The organism is Micromonospora rosaria, from assembly GCF_001567585.1.
Classification (GTDB): Bacteria; Actinomycetota; Actinomycetes; order Mycobacteriales; family Micromonosporaceae; genus Micromonospora; species Micromonospora rosaria.
This window is the reverse complement of the sequence record NZ_LRQV01000021.1, coordinates 1-15,894: the sequence shown is the minus strand read 5'-3', so window position 1 is coordinate 15,894 and position 15,894 is coordinate 1. Positions and strand designations below refer to the sequence as shown.

The following is a 15,894-nucleotide window of genomic DNA, read 5'->3' as shown; positions in this document are numbered from 1 at the left end:
GCCGGTTCAGCGCAGTTCCTGGAGCCGGATCATGTTGCCGGCGGGGTCGCGGACGGCGGCGTCGCGGATCCCGTACGGCTGCTCGGTCGGCTCCTGGACGACCTCGGCGCTGTCGGCGGCCTGGAGCCGCTCGAAGGCGCCGTCGAGGTCGGCGGTGGCCAGGACGATACTGGCGTAGGTGCCCTTGGCCATCATCTCGGCGATGGTGCGACGTTCGTCGTCGGTGATGCCGGGGTCGGCGGCCGGCGGATGCAGGACGATCGAGGTGCCGGGCTGACCGGCGGGCCCGACCGTGATCCAGCGCATGCCGCCGTACCCGACGTCGTTGCGGACCTCGAAGCCGAGGGTGTCCCGGTAGAAGGCCAGGGAGGCGTCCGGGTCCGTGTGCGGCAGGAAGCTGGCGTGAATGGTGACGTCCATGGCAGTCAGGCTAGTTTCAGCCCGGTGACCTGCGCTTCTCGATTCCTGATCGGTCTGGTCACCTGCTTCGTGACGCACGACGGCAGCTCCGCCGTCGCCGGGCGGGTCAGGCTCCGGTAGGTGCTGGGCGGCACCCCGACCAGTTCGGTGAACCGGGTGCTGAAGGTGCCCAGCGAGGCGCAGCCGACCGCGAAACAGACCTCCGTGACGCTGAGGTCCCCCCGCCGCAGCAAGGCCATCGCCCGTTCGATGCGCCGGGTCATCAGGTACGCGTACGGTGACTCCCCGTAGGCGAGGCGGAACTGGCGGCTGAGGTGTCCGGCCGACATGTTCACGCCCCGGGCGAGCGCCTCGACGTTCAGGGGCTGCGCGTACTCCCGGTCGATCCGGTCACGGACCCGGCGCAGCCGGGCGAGGTCGCGCAGGTGCTGGGCGGCGGCGGGAGCGCTGGTCACCTGCCACATGATGCCACCCCGCTCCCCGGTGCGTCCGCTCTGCCCCGTTCTGCCCCCTTCCGGCCGGCGTCCCGCCCGGGTGGCCCGGTGGTGACCGGCCGTTCTGGTGCCGGGCCGGACGGCCCCGCCGCCCGGGGCGCGGTGGCGCTGCCAGGAGGCGGTCCGCCGTCGCCGGCCGGCCCGGCGTCCAGCGACAGACGTAGGGGTGGGCGATGGAAATATTTAAACATCCGTCGGATGATCGGCCCGTGACCTGCACCGTAGCGTCGATGCAATTCACCCCGCACCGGCTCGATTGCGGATCGTAACGACCGGGCGGGCGTTGCGGGACGATCCGTGACGGACCGCTCCGGCGGTGGTGGATCGGCGCTCCATGCTGTCTTTTCCGACCCCCAAGAAGGAGCAGCGGTGCCCCTCCGACCGTTCCCCCTCCGTGGCCGCCGCAACCTCGCGTTGCTGCTCTCCACGACCCTCGTCGTGTCCCTGACATCCGTGGCCGCGACGCCGGCCGCAGCCGCCCCGGACGACCCCGACCGATCGAACCCGATCTTCCTCACCGGCCCGAACGAGGGCAGCCCGGAGGAGATCGCCATCCGGTACCTGCGGGGCAACCCCGAGCAGCACGGCGTGACCACGGCCGACGTCGGTGACCTCGCCGTGCTGTCCAGCTACACCAGTCGCCACAACGGCGTCACCCACGTCAACCTCGCCCAGCGCTACCAGGAGCGGGAGGTGTTCGGCGCCGCCGCCACGGTCAACGTCGCCCGGGACGGCAGCGTCGTCTTCGTCGGCGACAGCCTCGTCTCCGGCCTCGCCGTCAGCCCCTCCGGTGCCGCCGACCTCGACGCGGTCGACGCGGTGGAGGCCGCCGCCGACGCGCTCGACCTGGCCGCGCCGAAGAACCCGCGGGTGATGAGCCGCGCGGGCGGCGCCGCCCAGCGCACCGTCGTCAGCGGCAGCGGCATCTCCGACGAGCCGATCCCCGCCAAGCTCGGCTGGCAGCCCACCGAGGACGGGCTGCGCCTGGCCTGGCAGGTCGTGATCGACGACTCCTCCGACAGCCACCTCTGGAACGCCACGGTCGACGCGAAGACCGGTGACCTGCTCGACGCCGAGGACTGGACCACCCACGACGAGACGGACGACCTCCACGACACCCTCGGTGGGCACGTCGCCGGCCGGACCCTGGCCGCCCCCACGACCGTGCTCGGCTCGCCCGACCCGGTCCAGGACGGGTCGAGCTACCGCGTCTTCGGCTACCCGACGGAGAGCCCCAACGACGGCCCCCGGACCACGGTGACCAACCCGGCGGACAGCCTCGCGTCGCCGTACGGCTGGCACGACACCGACGGTGTCCCGGGCCCGGAGCACACCACCACCCAGGGCAACAACGTCCACGCCTACCAGGACCAGGACGCCAACAACGCGCCCGACTTCGGCAGCAGCCCGGACGGCGGCCCGAGCCTGACCTTCAACTTCCCGCTCAACCTGGGCGAGCACGCGCAGAGCTACCGGGACTCCGCCACCGCCAACCTGTTCTACTGGAACAACATCATCCACGACGTCTCCTACCGCTACGGCTTCGACGAGGCGTCCGGCAACTTCCAGGTGAACAACTACGGCCGGGGCGGCACCGGCGGCGACTACGTCCGCGCCGAGGCCGCCGACGGCGCCGGCACGAACAACGCCAACTTCTCCACCCCGGCCGCCGACGGCGGCGCCCCGCGCATGCAGATGTTCCTGTGGCCGGGCAACCAGTTCGGCGCGCAGAACCAGGTCGTCGTCGACGGCGTGGGCTCGTTCGACGCCTCCTGGGCGCGGTTCAGCCCGGCCCCCACGACCACCGGCCTGCCCGGACACCGGTTCGTCTACGGCGGCACCGGCTGCGCCGCCTCGTCGTACCCCGGCACGCTGCCGACCGGCGGCTGGATCGCGGTGGTCGACGGCGGCACCACCGCCTGCACCTACCTGCTGCGGACCCAGGTCGCCGAGTCCCTCGGGGCGAAGGCGGTCGTGGTCGCGCACAACGCCACCGGGGCCGCGCCGGTGCTGACCGGCGCCATGACCACCGCCCCGGTCACCATCCCGGCGGTCGCGGTGACCCAGGCCGACGGGGCCGCCCTCAAGACCGCGATCGCCGACGGCGCGGTCACCGGCTCGCTGCGCAAGCACCCCAGCCACCCGGGCATCCGCGACGGCGACCTCGACGCCGGCATCGTCATCCACGAGTACGGTCACGGCATCTCGCTGCGGCTCACCGGCGGGCCGGGCATCAACTGCCTCACCGGCAACGAGCAGATGGGTGAGGGCTGGAGCGACTTCTTCGCGATCAACACGCTGCTCGACCCGCGGCTCGACACCGCCGAGGGCACCCGTGGCCTGGTCCCGTACGTCCTCTACCAGGAGGACCGGAGCGGCAACGGCCTGCGCCCCCGGCCGTACTCGCGCGACATGGACAAGCAGCCGTTCACCTACGACAGCATCAAGACCGGTGGCTGGCTGAACGGCACCTCGCTGGCCGCCCCGCACGGCATCGGCCACGGCTGGGCCGCCGTGCTGTGGGACATGACCTGGGACCTCATCGACAAGCACGGGGTCAACCCCAACGTCTACGGCCCGTGGAACAGCGGCGGCAACAACCTCGCCATGCAACTGGTGATGGACGGGTTGAAGATGCAGGGCTGCGGCCCCGGTTTCGTCACCGGCCGCAACGCCATCATCGCCGCCGACGCCGCCCTCACCGGTGGCGAGAACGCCTGCACCCTGTGGGCCTCCTTCGCCCGCCGTGGTCTCGGCTACAGCGCCGTCCAGGGCACCACCAACCGGGACGACAACACCGAGGCCTTCGACACCCACCCGTCCTGCGGTGGTGACTTCCTCAACCGCGCCGCCCAGCCGGCCCTCAACACCGTCAAGGCCGGCAGCGCCGCACCGATGAAGTTCGCGCTGTCCGCCAACCGGGGCCTGGACATCCTGGCCAGCAACTCGCCGTACTCGCGCCTGGTCGACTGCGACACCCTGCGGACCGTCAACCCCGACGGCTCCGTCACCCCCCGACCCACCCCCGTCGCCGCCGTCAGCCCCGGCAACTCGGGCCTGTCGGCCAACGCCAACGGCCAGTACAACTTCGTCTGGAAGACCGACGGAAGCTGGGCCGGCACCTGCCGTGAGTTCGTCCTGACCCTGGACGACGGCTACCAGTACCGCTCCTACTTCACATTCACCTGATCGGACCACCGGCCCCGGCCGGAGCCAGGGGAGCGTCCCGCGCGCCACGGGACGCTCCCCGTTCCGTTGACCGGCCCCGGCGGGGTCACCGAGGTGGCGGCCCCGGGACGCTGCCGGTGACCAGGGCGCGGCAGGCCGCCCGGTCGTGGGGCAGCCCGGCGTCGCGGAACGCCAGGCCGACGCTGCCGTTGCGGGCGTCCCACAGGTCGGCGTTGTCGACCAGCGCGCCGAGATAGCGACGCTGGGCGGGGGAGAGCGGGTCGTCGGCGCGGCCGGCGAAGAGGGCGCGCAGCAGCGCTCCCCAGTCGCCCCTGACCGTGTGCGGGCTGACGATCGGGGCGAGGGCGAGCGCCGCCGGCAGCAGGCGGTCGGGGTCGTCGACCCGGGCGACCGCCGCGTCGACGAGCGCGAACCGGATCCGGCTGTGGAGCTGGGGCGGGCGCTGGGTGAACCAGTCGTCGGTGGCGACCGGGTCCGCCAGGGCGGTGAGGATCTCGGTGGTCGCGACCGGGTCGTCGGCCAGGGCGGGCGCCAGGGCGGCGCAGGCCCGCACCCCCGGATGCGGGTCGGCCAGGTACGCGCGCGGTGCGAGGCCGAGCTCGCCCATGGCCAGGACGAGGGCGGCCCGTTCGTCCGGCCCCGCCCCGGCGGCCAGGGCGTCGAGGCGCCGCGCGATCGTGGCCGTCCCGGTCAGCGCCGGACGGCAGACGCTCACCGCGTGCGCCGCCGCCGCGCGCACCGTCGGCGCGGGGTCGGCCAGCGCGGCCGTGGCCGCGTCGAGCACGGTGGGGACGACGTCCCGGCAGCCGAGCACGGCGCGGGCGTACAGCGCGTTGGCCAGCACCTCGTCGGCGAAGACCTCGTCCTCGTCGCCCGCGTCGAGCGCGGCGACCAGGGCGGCGTCCACGTCGACGCCGGCCGGATCGGCGAGGTCGGCGAGCTCGGGGGACGACCGGCCGCTCTCGGCGACGGCTGCGAGGAAGGAGAGCAGGTTCGCCCGCAGCGCCGCGTCGGCGGCGCCGCAGAGGCGCGGGTCGTTGATCAGCGCGGCGACGGCGGCAGCGGCGGGCGGCGTCGCCGTCCACGGTGTGCCCTGGTGGATCACGGCCGACCAGAGGTGCTCCAGCGCCGCGTTCCGGCTGGCCGCGTCGCCGCCGGCGAGTGCGGCCAGGTGCCCGGGGGTGTCGGTGGCCCGCCCGTAGGCGTGCAGCAACGTGGCGAACCGCCCGGTGTCGATGTCGGTCACCCGGGGAACCTACCGCCCGGGTACGACACGACACGGGCCCGCTGCCGGGAACGGGTCGACGCTCCGCCGGCGGTCCCGACGGCCCACCGGCGGCGGGAACTCATCGACACCGATAGTTTCGGCCGTGTTCCGCTGGGGCCGCCCCGACGCTGCCGCGCAGCCCCTGCTGGCCTGCGGCACGAGTCGTGACGCGGCTCGTCGCCCGGGTCACGGGTCAGCGGAGCCGACGTCGTCGCGACATAAGAACATTGACGCTTAACGATTAATATGATTACTGTTTCCGCATCGAGTTTCCGATATTTTCCGAAACTCGTTGGTGCCGCTCGCCGCACCAGATTCCACCACCACCCCCACATCTCCTGGAAAGGAGAGCCCTGATGGTCATCACCTCGGGCCGCTCTCGGATCCGCTCGACGGTCGTCGCGCTGGCGGTCACGGCGCTCACCGCCGCCGCAGCGGTGACGGCGGTCGCCACCACCACCGCCGCCCGGGCCGCCGACGGCCCCGCCGCCGCCTCCGTCGAGGACGAGGGCGCGGACTGCCCGGTCTCCCTCCCGGGCTCACTGGCGGCCAACCCCCGCCTGCCCGACCCCTTCCGGAAGCTCGACGGCACCCGGATCGCCACCACGTCGGACTGGCGGTGCCGCCGGGCGGAGATCAGGGAACTGGCGGAGCGGTACGTCTACGGCGAGAAGCCCGCCAAACCGGCCACCGTCACGGGAACGGTGTCGAGGAGCACTGTCACCGTGAACGTGACGCACAACGGCAGGAACGCCAGCTTCTCCGCCGGGGTCAGCCTGCCCAGCGGGAACGGGCCGTTCCCGGTCGTCGTCGTGCTGGGCGGGTTCGGGGCGGACACGACCACCATCAGGTCCGCCGGTGCCGCCGTCGTCACCTACGACCCCCTCGCGGTGGGCCGGGAGGGCACTCCACGCAGCAACAAACAGGGTGCCTTCTACAGCCTCTACGGCTCGTCGAGCAGCACCGGGCTGCTCCTCGCCTGGGCCTGGGGGGTGAGCCGGATCATCGACGTCATCGAGCAGTCCGGCGGCGACATCCTCCGGGGGGACGCCACCGGCGTCACGGGCTGCTCCCGCTACGGCAAGGGTGCCTTCGTCACCGGCGCGTTCGACCAGCGCATCGCGCTGACCATGCCGATCGAGTCGGGCAGCGCCGGCGCTCCCATCTACCGCGGGTTGCCCGGCGAGTCCGGTGCCCAGCCGTTGAGCAGCGCCTACGGGGAGCAGCCGTGGCTGGGTGACGCGTTCGGCGCCTTCACCGGCAGCCCGAACACCCTGCCGGTGGACACCCACCAGATCGTCGCCATGGTGGCACCCCGGGGGCTGTTCGTCATGGACAATCCGCACATCGCCTGGCTGGCGCCGCGCTCCTCCAGTGTGGCGGCGCTCGGCGGCGCGGAGGTCTACCGGGCGCTCGGCGCGGGTGACAACCTCACCTACTGGTCGGACGTCCAGGACGGCAACCACTGCGCGGTCCGCCCCGAGTGGCGGACCCCGTTGCAGCAACACATCCAGAAGTTCCTGTCGAAGACGGCAAACACGCCCGGCACGATCAGGATCTCCAGCCGGGCGGCGGGCAACCTGTCCGAGTGGCGGGACTGGCAGACCCCCACCCTCACCGACGGCCCGACCACGCCGCCCACGACGCCGCCGACCACGCCGCCCACGACGCCGCCGACGACGCCGCCGACCACGCCGCCGGCGGGCGATGGCTGCTCGGCATCGGTGTCGGTCAACCAGTGGACGGGCGGCTTCGTCGCCACGGTACGGGTCACCGCCGGTGCGTCGCCGGTCACCGGCTGGACGGTGACGGCGCTCCTGCCGTCGGGTGCCGGCGTCACCAACGCCTGGAACGCCACCGGCAGTGGGACCACCGGCACGGTGCGGTTCACCAACGTCGCCTACAACGGCTCCCTCGCACCCGGCCAGTCGACCGAGTTCGGCTTCCAGGGCACCGGCACCGGGACCGCAATGACAGCCACCTGCGCTGCCAGGTAGGTCTCCGCAGGCGGCGACGTCCCCGGACGAGGGGCGGAGGCCAGGGCTTCCGCCCCTCGTCCGGCTACTGTGCGCAGAGTCGGCCGGTACCGACACTCACCGACGTCCGTCGACCGCGCCGATGCCCCGACGCCGATGGTGGCGCCGGCCACGGACCAGGCACCGGTGCGCCTACCTGGCACCGGCCCCGGACGACCACCGGCGCGTGCCGGCACCGTCACGGGCGTGCGCCAGCGCGTACCCGGCACCCCCGTGCGGCGGGGTGCCGGGTACGCGCCTCGGGCGGCGTCAGCTCGCCGTGCAGGTCAGGGTCGGTGTGCTCGGCGCGCCGGAGGACGACCCGAGGAACCCGAACGTCGTGCTGGCCCTGGCGGCGAGTGTGCCGTTGTAGGTGACGTTCCGGGCGGTGACCGTCGAGCCCTGGCTGGTGACGGTCGCGTTCCACACCTGGGTGATCGTCTGTCCGGCGCCGAATGTCCAGGTCACGGTCCAGCCGTTGATCGCGGAGGTGCCCGCGGTGACCCGTACCTCGCCCTGGAACCCGCCGGTCCACTGGCTGGTCACGGCGTACGTCGCGGTACAGCCGGCCCCGCCCGTCGGCGGGGGCGTCGTGGCGGTGGGCGTCGGGGTGGGCGGTGGTGTGGTGACCGGGCCGCCCCAGCCGGCGGTCGAGTCCAGCCACGCCGCGCGGCGCAGCATCCAGTCCCGCATGAACTGCACCTGGCCCTGCCAGGTGGGAGCGGTCGGAGTGAAGAAGTAGCCGATCATCGGCGTCGTCAGGTTGGGCCAGCGCTGGAAGTTGCGCTGGGCGGCGTTGGTCAGCGGCGCGGTGAGGGTGTCGATCCGGGTGCGCAGGGCGGCGTCGGAGAGCAGGCCGCGACGCAGTGCCTGCCAGCGCGCCCGGACCTGGTTGACGAAGGCCGGGTCGTGCAGCAACTGGGTGAACCAGTCGTTGCCCAGGGGCTGGCGGGTCTGCTGGTGCTGCCAGCCGGCGATCTGGTCGTTGCCGAAGAACCCGCCCACCCCGAAGGTGAGGTCGTAGTCCCAGAGCGGACCGGCGAAGATCTTGCTGTCCCGGTCCTTGTAGAAGTACGCGCTGCGGATGTACGAGTCCATCTCGCGGCTCAGCTCGTTGACGATCAACTGGTCCACGAAGGAGTCGACGTCGATGTACGCTCGGTAGCCGCTGACCGGATCGGCGAAGTTCGGTGCCCGCAGCACGTCGTGGAACTGCTGGATGTGGCTGCGCAACCAGTCGCGCTGCTCGGGTTGCAGCGGTGACGGGTCGGCCACTTCCAGGTAGTTCCAGCAGGTGGCGGCGGGGCCGGTGCACGGCAGCGTCGGCTCCTCGGCGGCCATCCACTCGAACTTCCAGATGTATCCGCCGGTGATCCGGGGCAGGGTCCGGTCGCCCTCACGCAACTGCTTGAGGTCGAGCCGGTTCTTCGAGTTCTTGATCGTCTCGACGATCATGTAGACGCCCATGTAGTCGTCCGCGCCCACCGGTCCCGCGTCGGTGTTCAGATAGAACTCCGCGAACGCGTACCGGGGGGCCGGCAGCCCCATCTCGCGTCCGACGTCGTAGACGAGGGCCTCCCGGATCAGCGCCTTGTCGGTGAACGGGCCGCGCAGCACCCAGTCGGAGTCGGCGGGCATGCCCAGCACAGGGTGGTCGGCGTCGTCGTCCTCGTTGTCCCAGAACTCGAGGCGGTACGGCGTCTTGTCGAACGTCGACGACGACTGCCCGCGCAGCCGGAATCCGGCCCGGGTGGCGACCGCCGGGGCGGCGGCCAGCGACGTCGTGCTGCCGCCCCCGGGCTGGAAGATCATGGTGGCGGCGTCGAGGTACTCGCGGTCGGGCCGACCCGCGCCGTACGAGTCGATCAGAATCACCGGCAGGTCATGGGCGGTGGCGGAGGCGCGGGCGACGTACATGGCGGTCCCGGGCGCTCCGGAGGCCGTCTGTCCGACGAAGGCCTGCGCCCGAAGTTGGGTGGTGCGGGTGAACCGCAGCGGGCTGCCCGGGTAGAGCGGCGACTGGACGGTGGGGAGCCGCCCGTCGGTGGTGTACCGGATCTGCGCGCCGCTGACCGTGGTGCCCAGCGACACCGTGACCTCCCCCTGGAAGGTGCCGCTGGGCACGGAGAAGGTGATGTCGCCGACCAGGTCCTCGGCCGCGGCGGCTGCCTCGGCGGCGTCGGGGGTCGCGCCGGTGGGGACGGTGCCGGTGGTGGGCACGGAGCCGGCGGCCGGTTCGGCGCCCGCCGGTGGCGAGCCGGGGACGAGGAGCCCGGCGACCAGCAGGGCTGCTGCCGCGACCCGTGCGGTGCGGGCGGTCGCCGTCGCGACGCCGGTACTGCGGACGGTCATACGCACGATGCCTCCTGTTCGTGTCGAGGGGTGGTGGCCGGTGTGGTGGTGCCCGCCGCAGAGGTCGCGGCGTGGAAGTGGCGGCGTAGCGTCCGCCGCCACGGCACGTCCGGCAGTTCCGGACGGAGAGCGGCCAGCCCGGTGGCGTACTTCGAGATCCGGGCGGGTCTCGTCCCGCGTTGCCAGAGCAGGCGGTCGACCGGTGAGGCGACCGCGCTGGTCTTGGTCTCGACCACGGCGAGGTCCGGCAGGTGCAGCGTGGTGGGGCCGTGCCGCCAGGTGAGCCCGGTGTCGATGGTGACCCGGCTCGCGGTGGTGGGCAGCAGCAGGGTGGCCCGGCGGTAGCCGGTGACCAGCGACGGGACGAGGGTGCCGCCGGCGGTCGGGTGGATCTGCTCGCGCGTGAGCGCCGCGTCGACGAAGCCGCGCCCCGGGCCCACCGTGTCGCGGTCCTGCGGCCGGTACGGCAGCCGGTGCTTGGTGACGGTGCCCCGCGCCCCGCTGAGCTTGACCTCCAGCCAGCACTGGGCCGAGTCGAGGTAGGTGCGGGTGCGCACCTTGAACCGCCGGCGCCGCCGGTACGCCGCGCAGTGGTAGCTGGCCAGCCAGGGGGTGTCGAAGTACACCGACTCGTAGCGGAACTCGCGTTCGCCGTCGATGTCCAGCACCCGGGCGTACGGGGTGAGCCGGTCCAGCAGGTCCGGCAGGTCGGCCACCGCGACGACGTACTTGCGGTCCACCCTGGTCTGCAGGGCGGCCCGGTCGATCAGCTCGGTCAGCCCCACCGGGTCCAGCGCGGCCAGCGCCGACGCGACGCTCGGCGGGTTCACCGGTGCGCTCCGGCCTGCGCGGGTCTGCCGGCCCCGGCGGTCAGGCCCCGGCCGGCGACCGAGTACCGGACGTCGACCACGGTGGTCTCGTTGACCAGGTCGAGCCGCTGGACGGTGGCGGCGTGCACCCGGGCGTTGAGCAGCTGCTCCACCTGGGCGACGAGCGCGACGTGATCGGTGACGGCCGAGTCGAGCACCAGGATCTGGTGCCGGTAGTGGCGCAGCAGCCGCCGGTGGTCGCCGAGGTACATCACCGCGAGGATGAGCGCCATCAGGCCGGCGCTGAGCCATACCGAGGTGGTGCTCAACGCGCCGAGGATGCCCAGGGCGAGGGCGGAGAAGTAGTACGCGACCTCGTGCTGGTCGAGCTCGGTCGACCGGAGGCGGATGATGGACAGCACGCCGAACAGCGCCAGCCCGAGCCCGAGCCCGGCGCCGACATTGCTGGCGCTCAGCGCGCTCGCCACGGCGAGGACGCCGACGTTGACCCCCAGGTAGGCGACGACGAGGTCCCGACGGCGGTGCCGGGGGAAGTAGAGCCCGAAGACGAGTAGCACCACCGCGCAGATGTCAATGGCGAACAGGACGAGCTGCGACATCTCGTACCTTCCTCCCAGGTCGTCGTCGGGTCACGCGGCGCCGGGGTACACCGTCCCGGGACGAATCCGCGCGCAGAAGCCGAACGTGGCCGATACTTTCGGTGAATTTTCGGGAACTCCCCGGAAAAAGGTAATCCGTTAAATTGTCGCCCGTCAATGCCGTGCAGGGCGTGGCAGGCCAATTATGCGAACGTTAACATCGCGGTTCAGGCGCGAGAGTGGATGGTGTCGTGGCTGTTCAGCGCGCTTCGATCACCGTGAGCGTGGTCGAGGTGGCGCTATCCGAATCCGAAAGTTTCGGTTCGGTCAGCGCGACGGTCGGTCGCCGGCCCGCGCCCGCGCGCTTCTCCCGCGCCCGCGCCGGCACCATCCGTACGGCGTCTCGCAGCGGCGGAACCGGTCCGTCCCGGCCCGCGCCGCGACCGCGCGGGACAGACTGTCGGGATGTCCTCGACGATGCTGGTGGTCGGTCCGAAGCTGGCGGTGGCCCTGGTCGTGCTCACCGCCGCCGCGGCGGCGGTGGCGACCCTCGGCCGGCTGGGGCACGGGCGGCAGATCGCGGTCGCGGCGGGCCGGGCCGCGGCGCAACTGGCCGCCGTGTCGCTGCTGATCGCCGCGATCGTGGCCTCGCTGTGGGCCACCGCCGCCTTCGTGACGGTGATGTGCGCGGTGGCGACGGTCACCTCCGCCCGCCGCGTCACCGGGAGCCGCCGGGGCTGGTGGGTGGGGGTGCCGATCCTGGTCGGCAGCCTGTCGGTGGTGGGCGGGCTGCTGCTGGCGGGGGTGGTCCCGCTGCGCGGGATCGCGATCATCCCGGTCGCGGGCATCCTCATCGGCGGCGCGATGACCGCCACCTCGCTGGCCGGGCGGCGGTCCCTGGACGAGGTCGCCACCCGGCGCGGCGAGGTCGAGGCGGCCCTCGCCCTGGGCCTGACGCCCCGGGACGCGGTCCTGCTCGTCTGCCGGCCCGCCGCCGCCCAGGCGCTGGTCCCGGCGCTCGACCAGACCCGCACGGTGGGCCTGGTGACCCTGCCCGGCGCCTTCGTCGGGGTGCTGCTCGGCGGCGCGAGCCCGCTGGCCGCCGGGATCACCCAACTGTTCGTCCTGGTCGGCCTGCTCGCCGTCGAGGCGGTCGCCGTCTTCCTGACCGTCGAGCTGGTGGCCCGGGGCCGCCTGCGGGCCGCCGCCGGGTGACCCCGACCCGGGTACGCCGGGTCAGGGGGAGGTGCCGGGGTCAGTGGTAGCTGAGGCGGGCCAGCGGCTCGACCAGTTCGCGTTCCTCGTAGGACAGGTGGGACAGCAGGGCGTCGGTCAGCAGGTCGACCGCCGAGCGCAGGCCACCGATGTCGCCGTCACCGCTGACCAGCGCCACCAGCGCGCGGTCGACCGCCTCGATGACACCGTGGATGACCCGGTGCTCCTCCTCCAGACGCCGGGTCACCGGCCCCAGGCGGGGGTCGGCGCGGCGCAAATGGGGCAGCATCGTGGCGTCCTCGATCGTGTGGTGGGTGGTCACCACCCGGCAGTACGACTCGCAGTAGGCGCCGAGGGTCCAGTTGTTCTGCCGCAGGGTCATCTCGTTGAGGTGCGACCGGGCGGTACCCACGTCGAGCACACCGGCCTCGACCTGGTCGACCAGGTCACGGAGCTGGGTCAGCTCCTGTCGCAGGTGGTCGTGCACGTCGATGAGGTGCTGACCCTGGGCCCGTTCCCGCGCCGAGTAGGTACGGCCCTCCTGCGGGGCCGGTCCGGTGGGTCGGGTGCCTTCGTCCCAGGCGGCGGTGTCGCTGTGCCGCTTGCCGTCGTCGGGGGTCGGCGTGACACCGAGGCCGGGGATCTCCCGCGCCACCGTGCTGTCCGTGGGCCCGCCGCCCGACCCGCCGCCGTCCGGGTGCCCGGATGCCCCGGTACCGGTCGACGACGGGGCCCGGTCCGGCCGGGCGTCCGGCGCGGTGCCCGGTCCCGGGCCGTCGGCGGTCGTCGGCACGGTGCCGGCGCGGGCCGCGTCGACCAGCTCGCGGACCGCCGGCGCGACCTCGGCGCCGAAGCGCTGGATGTCGGTCGGGTCGTCGCTGCCCAGGATGAAGCCGGTGACGCCGTGCACCAGCGTGAGGTCGGCCAGCCGCTCGGCCCAGTCGTCGGGTGAGCCGCTGATGCCGCCGGAGCCGCCCCGGCCGAAGGTACCGGTGATGTTGAGCAGCCGGCGCACGTCGGCGGGGGAGCGGCCGGCGCGGCCCGCCGCCTCGTCGATGATCGCGTTCAGCTCCGGCAACCGGTCGATGTCGAGGTAGCCGAGGCTGGGCAGCCAGCCGTCGGCGAGCCGGCCGACGAGCCGGAGCATCCGGGGCTTGTAGGCGCCGACCCAGATGCCGATGTCGTGGGCCGGCAGCGGCCCCACCTTCGCGCCGGTGACCCGGTAGTGATCGCCCTCGACCTTGACGGTGCGGCCGGCCCGCCCCCAGAGCGCCCGGATGATCCTGATCGCCTCGTCCAACGCGACCACCGCCTCGGCCGGGGTCCGGTGCGGGCCGCCGTTGGCGACGATCGCCTCCCAGAAGGCCCCGGCCCCCAGGCCCAGCTCGACCCGTCCGCCGCTGAGCAGGTCGAGGCTCGCCGCCGAGCGGGCGAGCACCGCCGGCGGGCGCAGCGGCAGGTTGGCGACGTTGGGCGCGACGCGCACCCGCTCGGTACGCGCGGCGATCACCGACAGCAGCGTCCAGGTGTCGAGGAACGCCGGCTGGTACGGGTGGTCCTGCACGGTCACCAGGTCCAGCCCGACCCGCTCGGCGAGCTGGGCCAGGGCCACGACCTCGTCGGCGCGCTCGGCCTGCGGCGTGAGGAAGGAACCGAACAGCAGCTCGTGCCCGTAGTCGGCCATGGTGGCACCTCCGAAACCTGGTTGATGCGTCAACCATATCGCGGTTGGATGACACGTCAACCAATGGCTATCGTCACACCATGGAGACCCACCCGCTGACCGCCCGGGAACAGCGCGCCTGGGAGGGGTACCGGCGCATGCAGGGCCTGCTGGCCAGCCAGCTCAACCGCCACCTGCTGCGCGAGACGGGACTCTCCGAGGCCGATTTCGTCATCCTCGACGCCCTGCTCGCCGCCCCCGACCACCGACTGCGCAGCCTCGCCCTGCGCTGTGAGGTGCAGTGGGAGAAGAGCCGCCTCTCCCACCACCTCGCCCGGATGCAGCAGCGGGGGCTGGTGGCGCGCGAGGAGTGCCCGGAGGACTCGCGGGGCGCGGTCTTCCGGCTGACCGACGCCGGCCGGGCCGCCGTCACGGCAGCCGCCGGTCACCGGGTCGCCGCGATCCGGTCGTACCTGCTCGACCTGCTCACCCCCGAGCAGATGGACACGCTCGGGGACGTCAGCGAGGCGGTGCTCACCCGGCTCGCCCGCGAGGACCCGCACCGCCACGCGATCGCCGAACTGGCCCGCCCGGACCCGGGAGCCCGCTCGAACCCGGGAGCCTGACCGCCCCCCGGTGGCCCTGGCCGGGCGGGCCGCCGCCGACGGCGGGCCCCGGGCCGCCGGGCGGGACCGGGCCACCGGTGACGACAGTGGACACCCGGCGGGCGTGCCGCGCGGGCGGTATAACCCGCGGCGGCCAGGGTATGTGGATCAATGGCTGCGGGTACGCGACCACGGGACCGCCCCCACTGCCAACGGACCGCCGACGGAGGAGGAGTGCCGGATGTCGATGCGTAGATGGCTCGCCGGTGCGGGCGTGCTGGTGCTGACCAGCCCCATGGTGGCGTGCGCGGAGGGCACGTCGCCCGACGACACGGGCGCCTCGGCACCGACACCGGCCGCCACGACCTCCGCCGACCCCGCGCCCACCGGCTCCGCCACGCCACCGACCGGCAGCCCGTCGCCGACCGGCACCGCGCCGCCCTCGCCCCGGCCCACCGCGACCTCCGGTACCGACCCGGTGCTGTCGGGCACCCGGCAGGTCACCATCGTCCGGGTGGACGCGTTCGAGTCGGGACTGACCCTGACCGACGAGGGCCGGCTGGGCGAGGCGGACGGCGACAGCGGCCGGCAGTTGTTCGTCCCGACACCGCTCACCGGCGGCACGTTCCTGATCAGGTCGTACCGTGGGGCCGGTGGTGGGCCGGGCACCGGCGAGCCGGTCTGCTGGCAGGTGCACAACCCGCAGGACACGGGACCGCTGACGGTGCGGGGTGCCACCTGCGACGAGGGCGACGCCGGTCAGCAGTTCACGATCGCCCCGGCCGCCGGGGGCGAGCGCACCTACCAGATCAGCAACCGGTCGGCGTACCTGCGGTACTCCGCGCAGTCCGGGCTGATCCTCGAAGAGTTGGGAGACGCCGAGCCGTCGAGCGGCTTCCGGTTCAACGACAACGGCCCCGCGCCCGACCGGGAGTAACGCACCCGACCGCGCGTACCGCGTCAGCACCCCCCTGCGGCCCGGCCCGAGTGCCGGGCCGCACCCGTGGGCTCGGCCCACCCCGACACCGACGGGCTGCGGGACGTCGGCCCAGCCCTCCCGTCGGGCCGTGGGCGCACGCGGCCACCACCCTACAGACGGGCGAGAAGGCCAGGCATAACCGGAATCCGCCGGGAATCCCGACCAGTGGTACCGACCCGGGGTGGCCCGCCCGTCGGCGCGGGCGGGCCACCGTTCTGGTGTTGGTCCCTACTGGCCGATGGTGGCCTGGGGGCCGGCGTGGGTGCGCAGCAGGGCGGGGACGTCGG

Annotated in this window: 12 protein-coding genes; 5 read left to right on the top strand and 7 right to left on the bottom strand. The window is 73.1% G+C overall.

Annotation, left to right across the window (positions count from 1 at the left end; translation table 11 throughout):
• Positions 1 to 6 precede the first annotated feature (6 nt).
• A complete protein-coding gene (locus tag AWW66_RS08810) occupies positions 7 to 420 on the bottom strand; it encodes a VOC family protein (protein ID WP_067362496.1) in 414 nt (137 codons plus the stop codon).
• Between the two features lie 5 nt (positions 421 to 425).
• Complete coding sequence (locus AWW66_RS08805) at positions 426 to 875, bottom strand: helix-turn-helix transcriptional regulator (protein ID WP_067362591.1); 450 nt, start codon at positions 873 to 875, stop codon at positions 426 to 428.
• Positions 876 to 1,283: 408 nt separating this feature from the next.
• On the opposite strand from AWW66_RS08805, the gene AWW66_RS08800 reads away from it, so the two are divergent.
• A complete protein-coding gene (locus tag AWW66_RS08800) occupies positions 1,284 to 4,103 on the top strand; it encodes a M36 family metallopeptidase (protein ID WP_067362493.1) in 2,820 nt (939 codons plus the stop codon).
• 85 nt (positions 4,104 to 4,188) lie between these two features.
• Here AWW66_RS08800 and AWW66_RS08795 read toward each other — a convergent pair whose 3' ends face one another.
• Entirely contained in the window at positions 4,189 to 5,349 is a 1,161-nt protein-coding gene (locus AWW66_RS08795) for a hypothetical protein (protein ID WP_067362490.1), read from the bottom strand.
• Between the two features lie 377 nt (positions 5,350 to 5,726).
• Here AWW66_RS08795 and AWW66_RS08790 point away from each other — a divergent pair, with 377 nt between their 5' ends.
• Positions 5,727 to 7,367, top strand: a complete 1,641-nt coding sequence (locus AWW66_RS08790) for a glucuronyl esterase domain-containing protein (protein WP_067362487.1) — start codon at positions 5,727 to 5,729, stop codon at positions 7,365 to 7,367.
• Positions 7,368 to 7,655: 288 nt separating this feature from the next.
• Here the strand turns inward: AWW66_RS08790 and AWW66_RS08785 are convergent, their stop codons facing one another.
• Genes AWW66_RS08785 through AWW66_RS08775 form a run of 3 tightly spaced genes read right to left on the bottom strand, consistent with a single transcriptional unit; the run spans position 7,656 to position 11,166 of the window.
• Positions 7,656 to 9,737 carry a CotH kinase family protein gene (locus AWW66_RS08785; protein WP_245648058.1) on the bottom strand — a complete coding sequence of 694 codons (2,082 nt, stop codon included), beginning with the start codon at positions 9,735 to 9,737 and terminating at the stop codon, positions 7,656 to 7,658.
• Positions 9,734 to 10,567 (bottom strand): polyphosphate polymerase domain-containing protein, encoded by an 834-nt coding sequence (locus tag AWW66_RS08780; RefSeq protein ID WP_067362481.1) that lies wholly within the window; start codon positions 10,565 to 10,567, stop codon positions 9,734 to 9,736. The genes AWW66_RS08785 and AWW66_RS08780 overlap by 4 nt, the downstream gene beginning before the upstream one ends.
• A complete protein-coding gene (locus AWW66_RS08775) occupies positions 10,564 to 11,166 on the bottom strand; it encodes a DUF4956 domain-containing protein (protein WP_067362478.1) in 603 nt (200 codons plus the stop codon). Before AWW66_RS08775 ends, AWW66_RS08780 begins: the two co-directional genes overlap by 4 nt.
• Before the next feature lie 444 nt (positions 11,167 to 11,610).
• On the opposite strand from AWW66_RS08775, the gene AWW66_RS08770 reads away from it, so the two are divergent.
• A complete protein-coding gene (locus AWW66_RS08770) occupies positions 11,611 to 12,360 on the top strand; it encodes an ABC transporter permease (RefSeq protein WP_067362475.1) in 750 nt (249 codons plus the stop codon).
• 40 nt (positions 12,361 to 12,400) lie between these two features.
• Here AWW66_RS08770 and AWW66_RS08765 read toward each other — a convergent pair whose 3' ends face one another.
• Entirely contained in the window at positions 12,401 to 14,044 is a 1,644-nt protein-coding gene (locus AWW66_RS08765) for an LLM class flavin-dependent oxidoreductase (RefSeq protein ID WP_067362473.1), read from the bottom strand.
• A gap of 80 nt (positions 14,045 to 14,124) precedes the next feature.
• Here AWW66_RS08765 and AWW66_RS08760 point away from each other — a divergent pair, with 80 nt between their 5' ends.
• The gene (locus AWW66_RS08760) at positions 14,125 to 14,649 is read left to right on the top strand and encodes a MarR family winged helix-turn-helix transcriptional regulator (protein ID WP_067362469.1); all 525 of its coding nucleotides are present in this window, start codon (positions 14,125 to 14,127) and stop codon (positions 14,647 to 14,649) included.
• Between the two features lie 220 nt (positions 14,650 to 14,869).
• A complete protein-coding gene (locus tag AWW66_RS08750) occupies positions 14,870 to 15,565 on the top strand; it encodes an RICIN domain-containing protein (RefSeq protein ID WP_157527279.1) in 696 nt (231 codons plus the stop codon).
• Positions 15,566 to 15,894: the final 329 nt, after the last annotated feature.

What these genes read in the sequence shown, in the direction of transcription:
- AWW66_RS08765 (WP_067362473.1), bottom strand. Translation starts at nt 14,044, where the DNA reads ATGGCCGACTACGGGCACGAGCTGCTGTTCGGTTCCTTCCTCACGCCG.
- AWW66_RS08810 (WP_067362496.1), bottom strand. Translation starts at nt 420, where the DNA reads ATGGACGTCACCATTCACGCCAGCTTCCTGCCGCACACGGACCCGGAC.
- AWW66_RS08750 (WP_157527279.1), top strand. Translation starts at nt 14,870, where the DNA reads ATGTCGATGCGTAGATGGCTCGCCGGTGCGGGCGTGCTGGTGCTGACC.
- AWW66_RS08790 (WP_067362487.1), top strand. Translation starts at nt 5,727, where the DNA reads ATGGTCATCACCTCGGGCCGCTCTCGGATCCGCTCGACGGTCGTCGCG.
- AWW66_RS08785 (WP_245648058.1), bottom strand. Translation starts at nt 9,737, where the DNA reads ATGACCGTCCGCAGTACCGGCGTCGCGACGGCGACCGCCCGCACCGCA.
- AWW66_RS08760 (WP_067362469.1), top strand. Translation starts at nt 14,125, where the DNA reads ATGGAGACCCACCCGCTGACCGCCCGGGAACAGCGCGCCTGGGAGGGG.
- AWW66_RS08775 (WP_067362478.1), bottom strand. Translation starts at nt 11,166, where the DNA reads ATGTCGCAGCTCGTCCTGTTCGCCATTGACATCTGCGCGGTGGTGCTA.
- AWW66_RS08770 (WP_067362475.1), top strand. Translation starts at nt 11,611, where the DNA reads ATGTCCTCGACGATGCTGGTGGTCGGTCCGAAGCTGGCGGTGGCCCTG.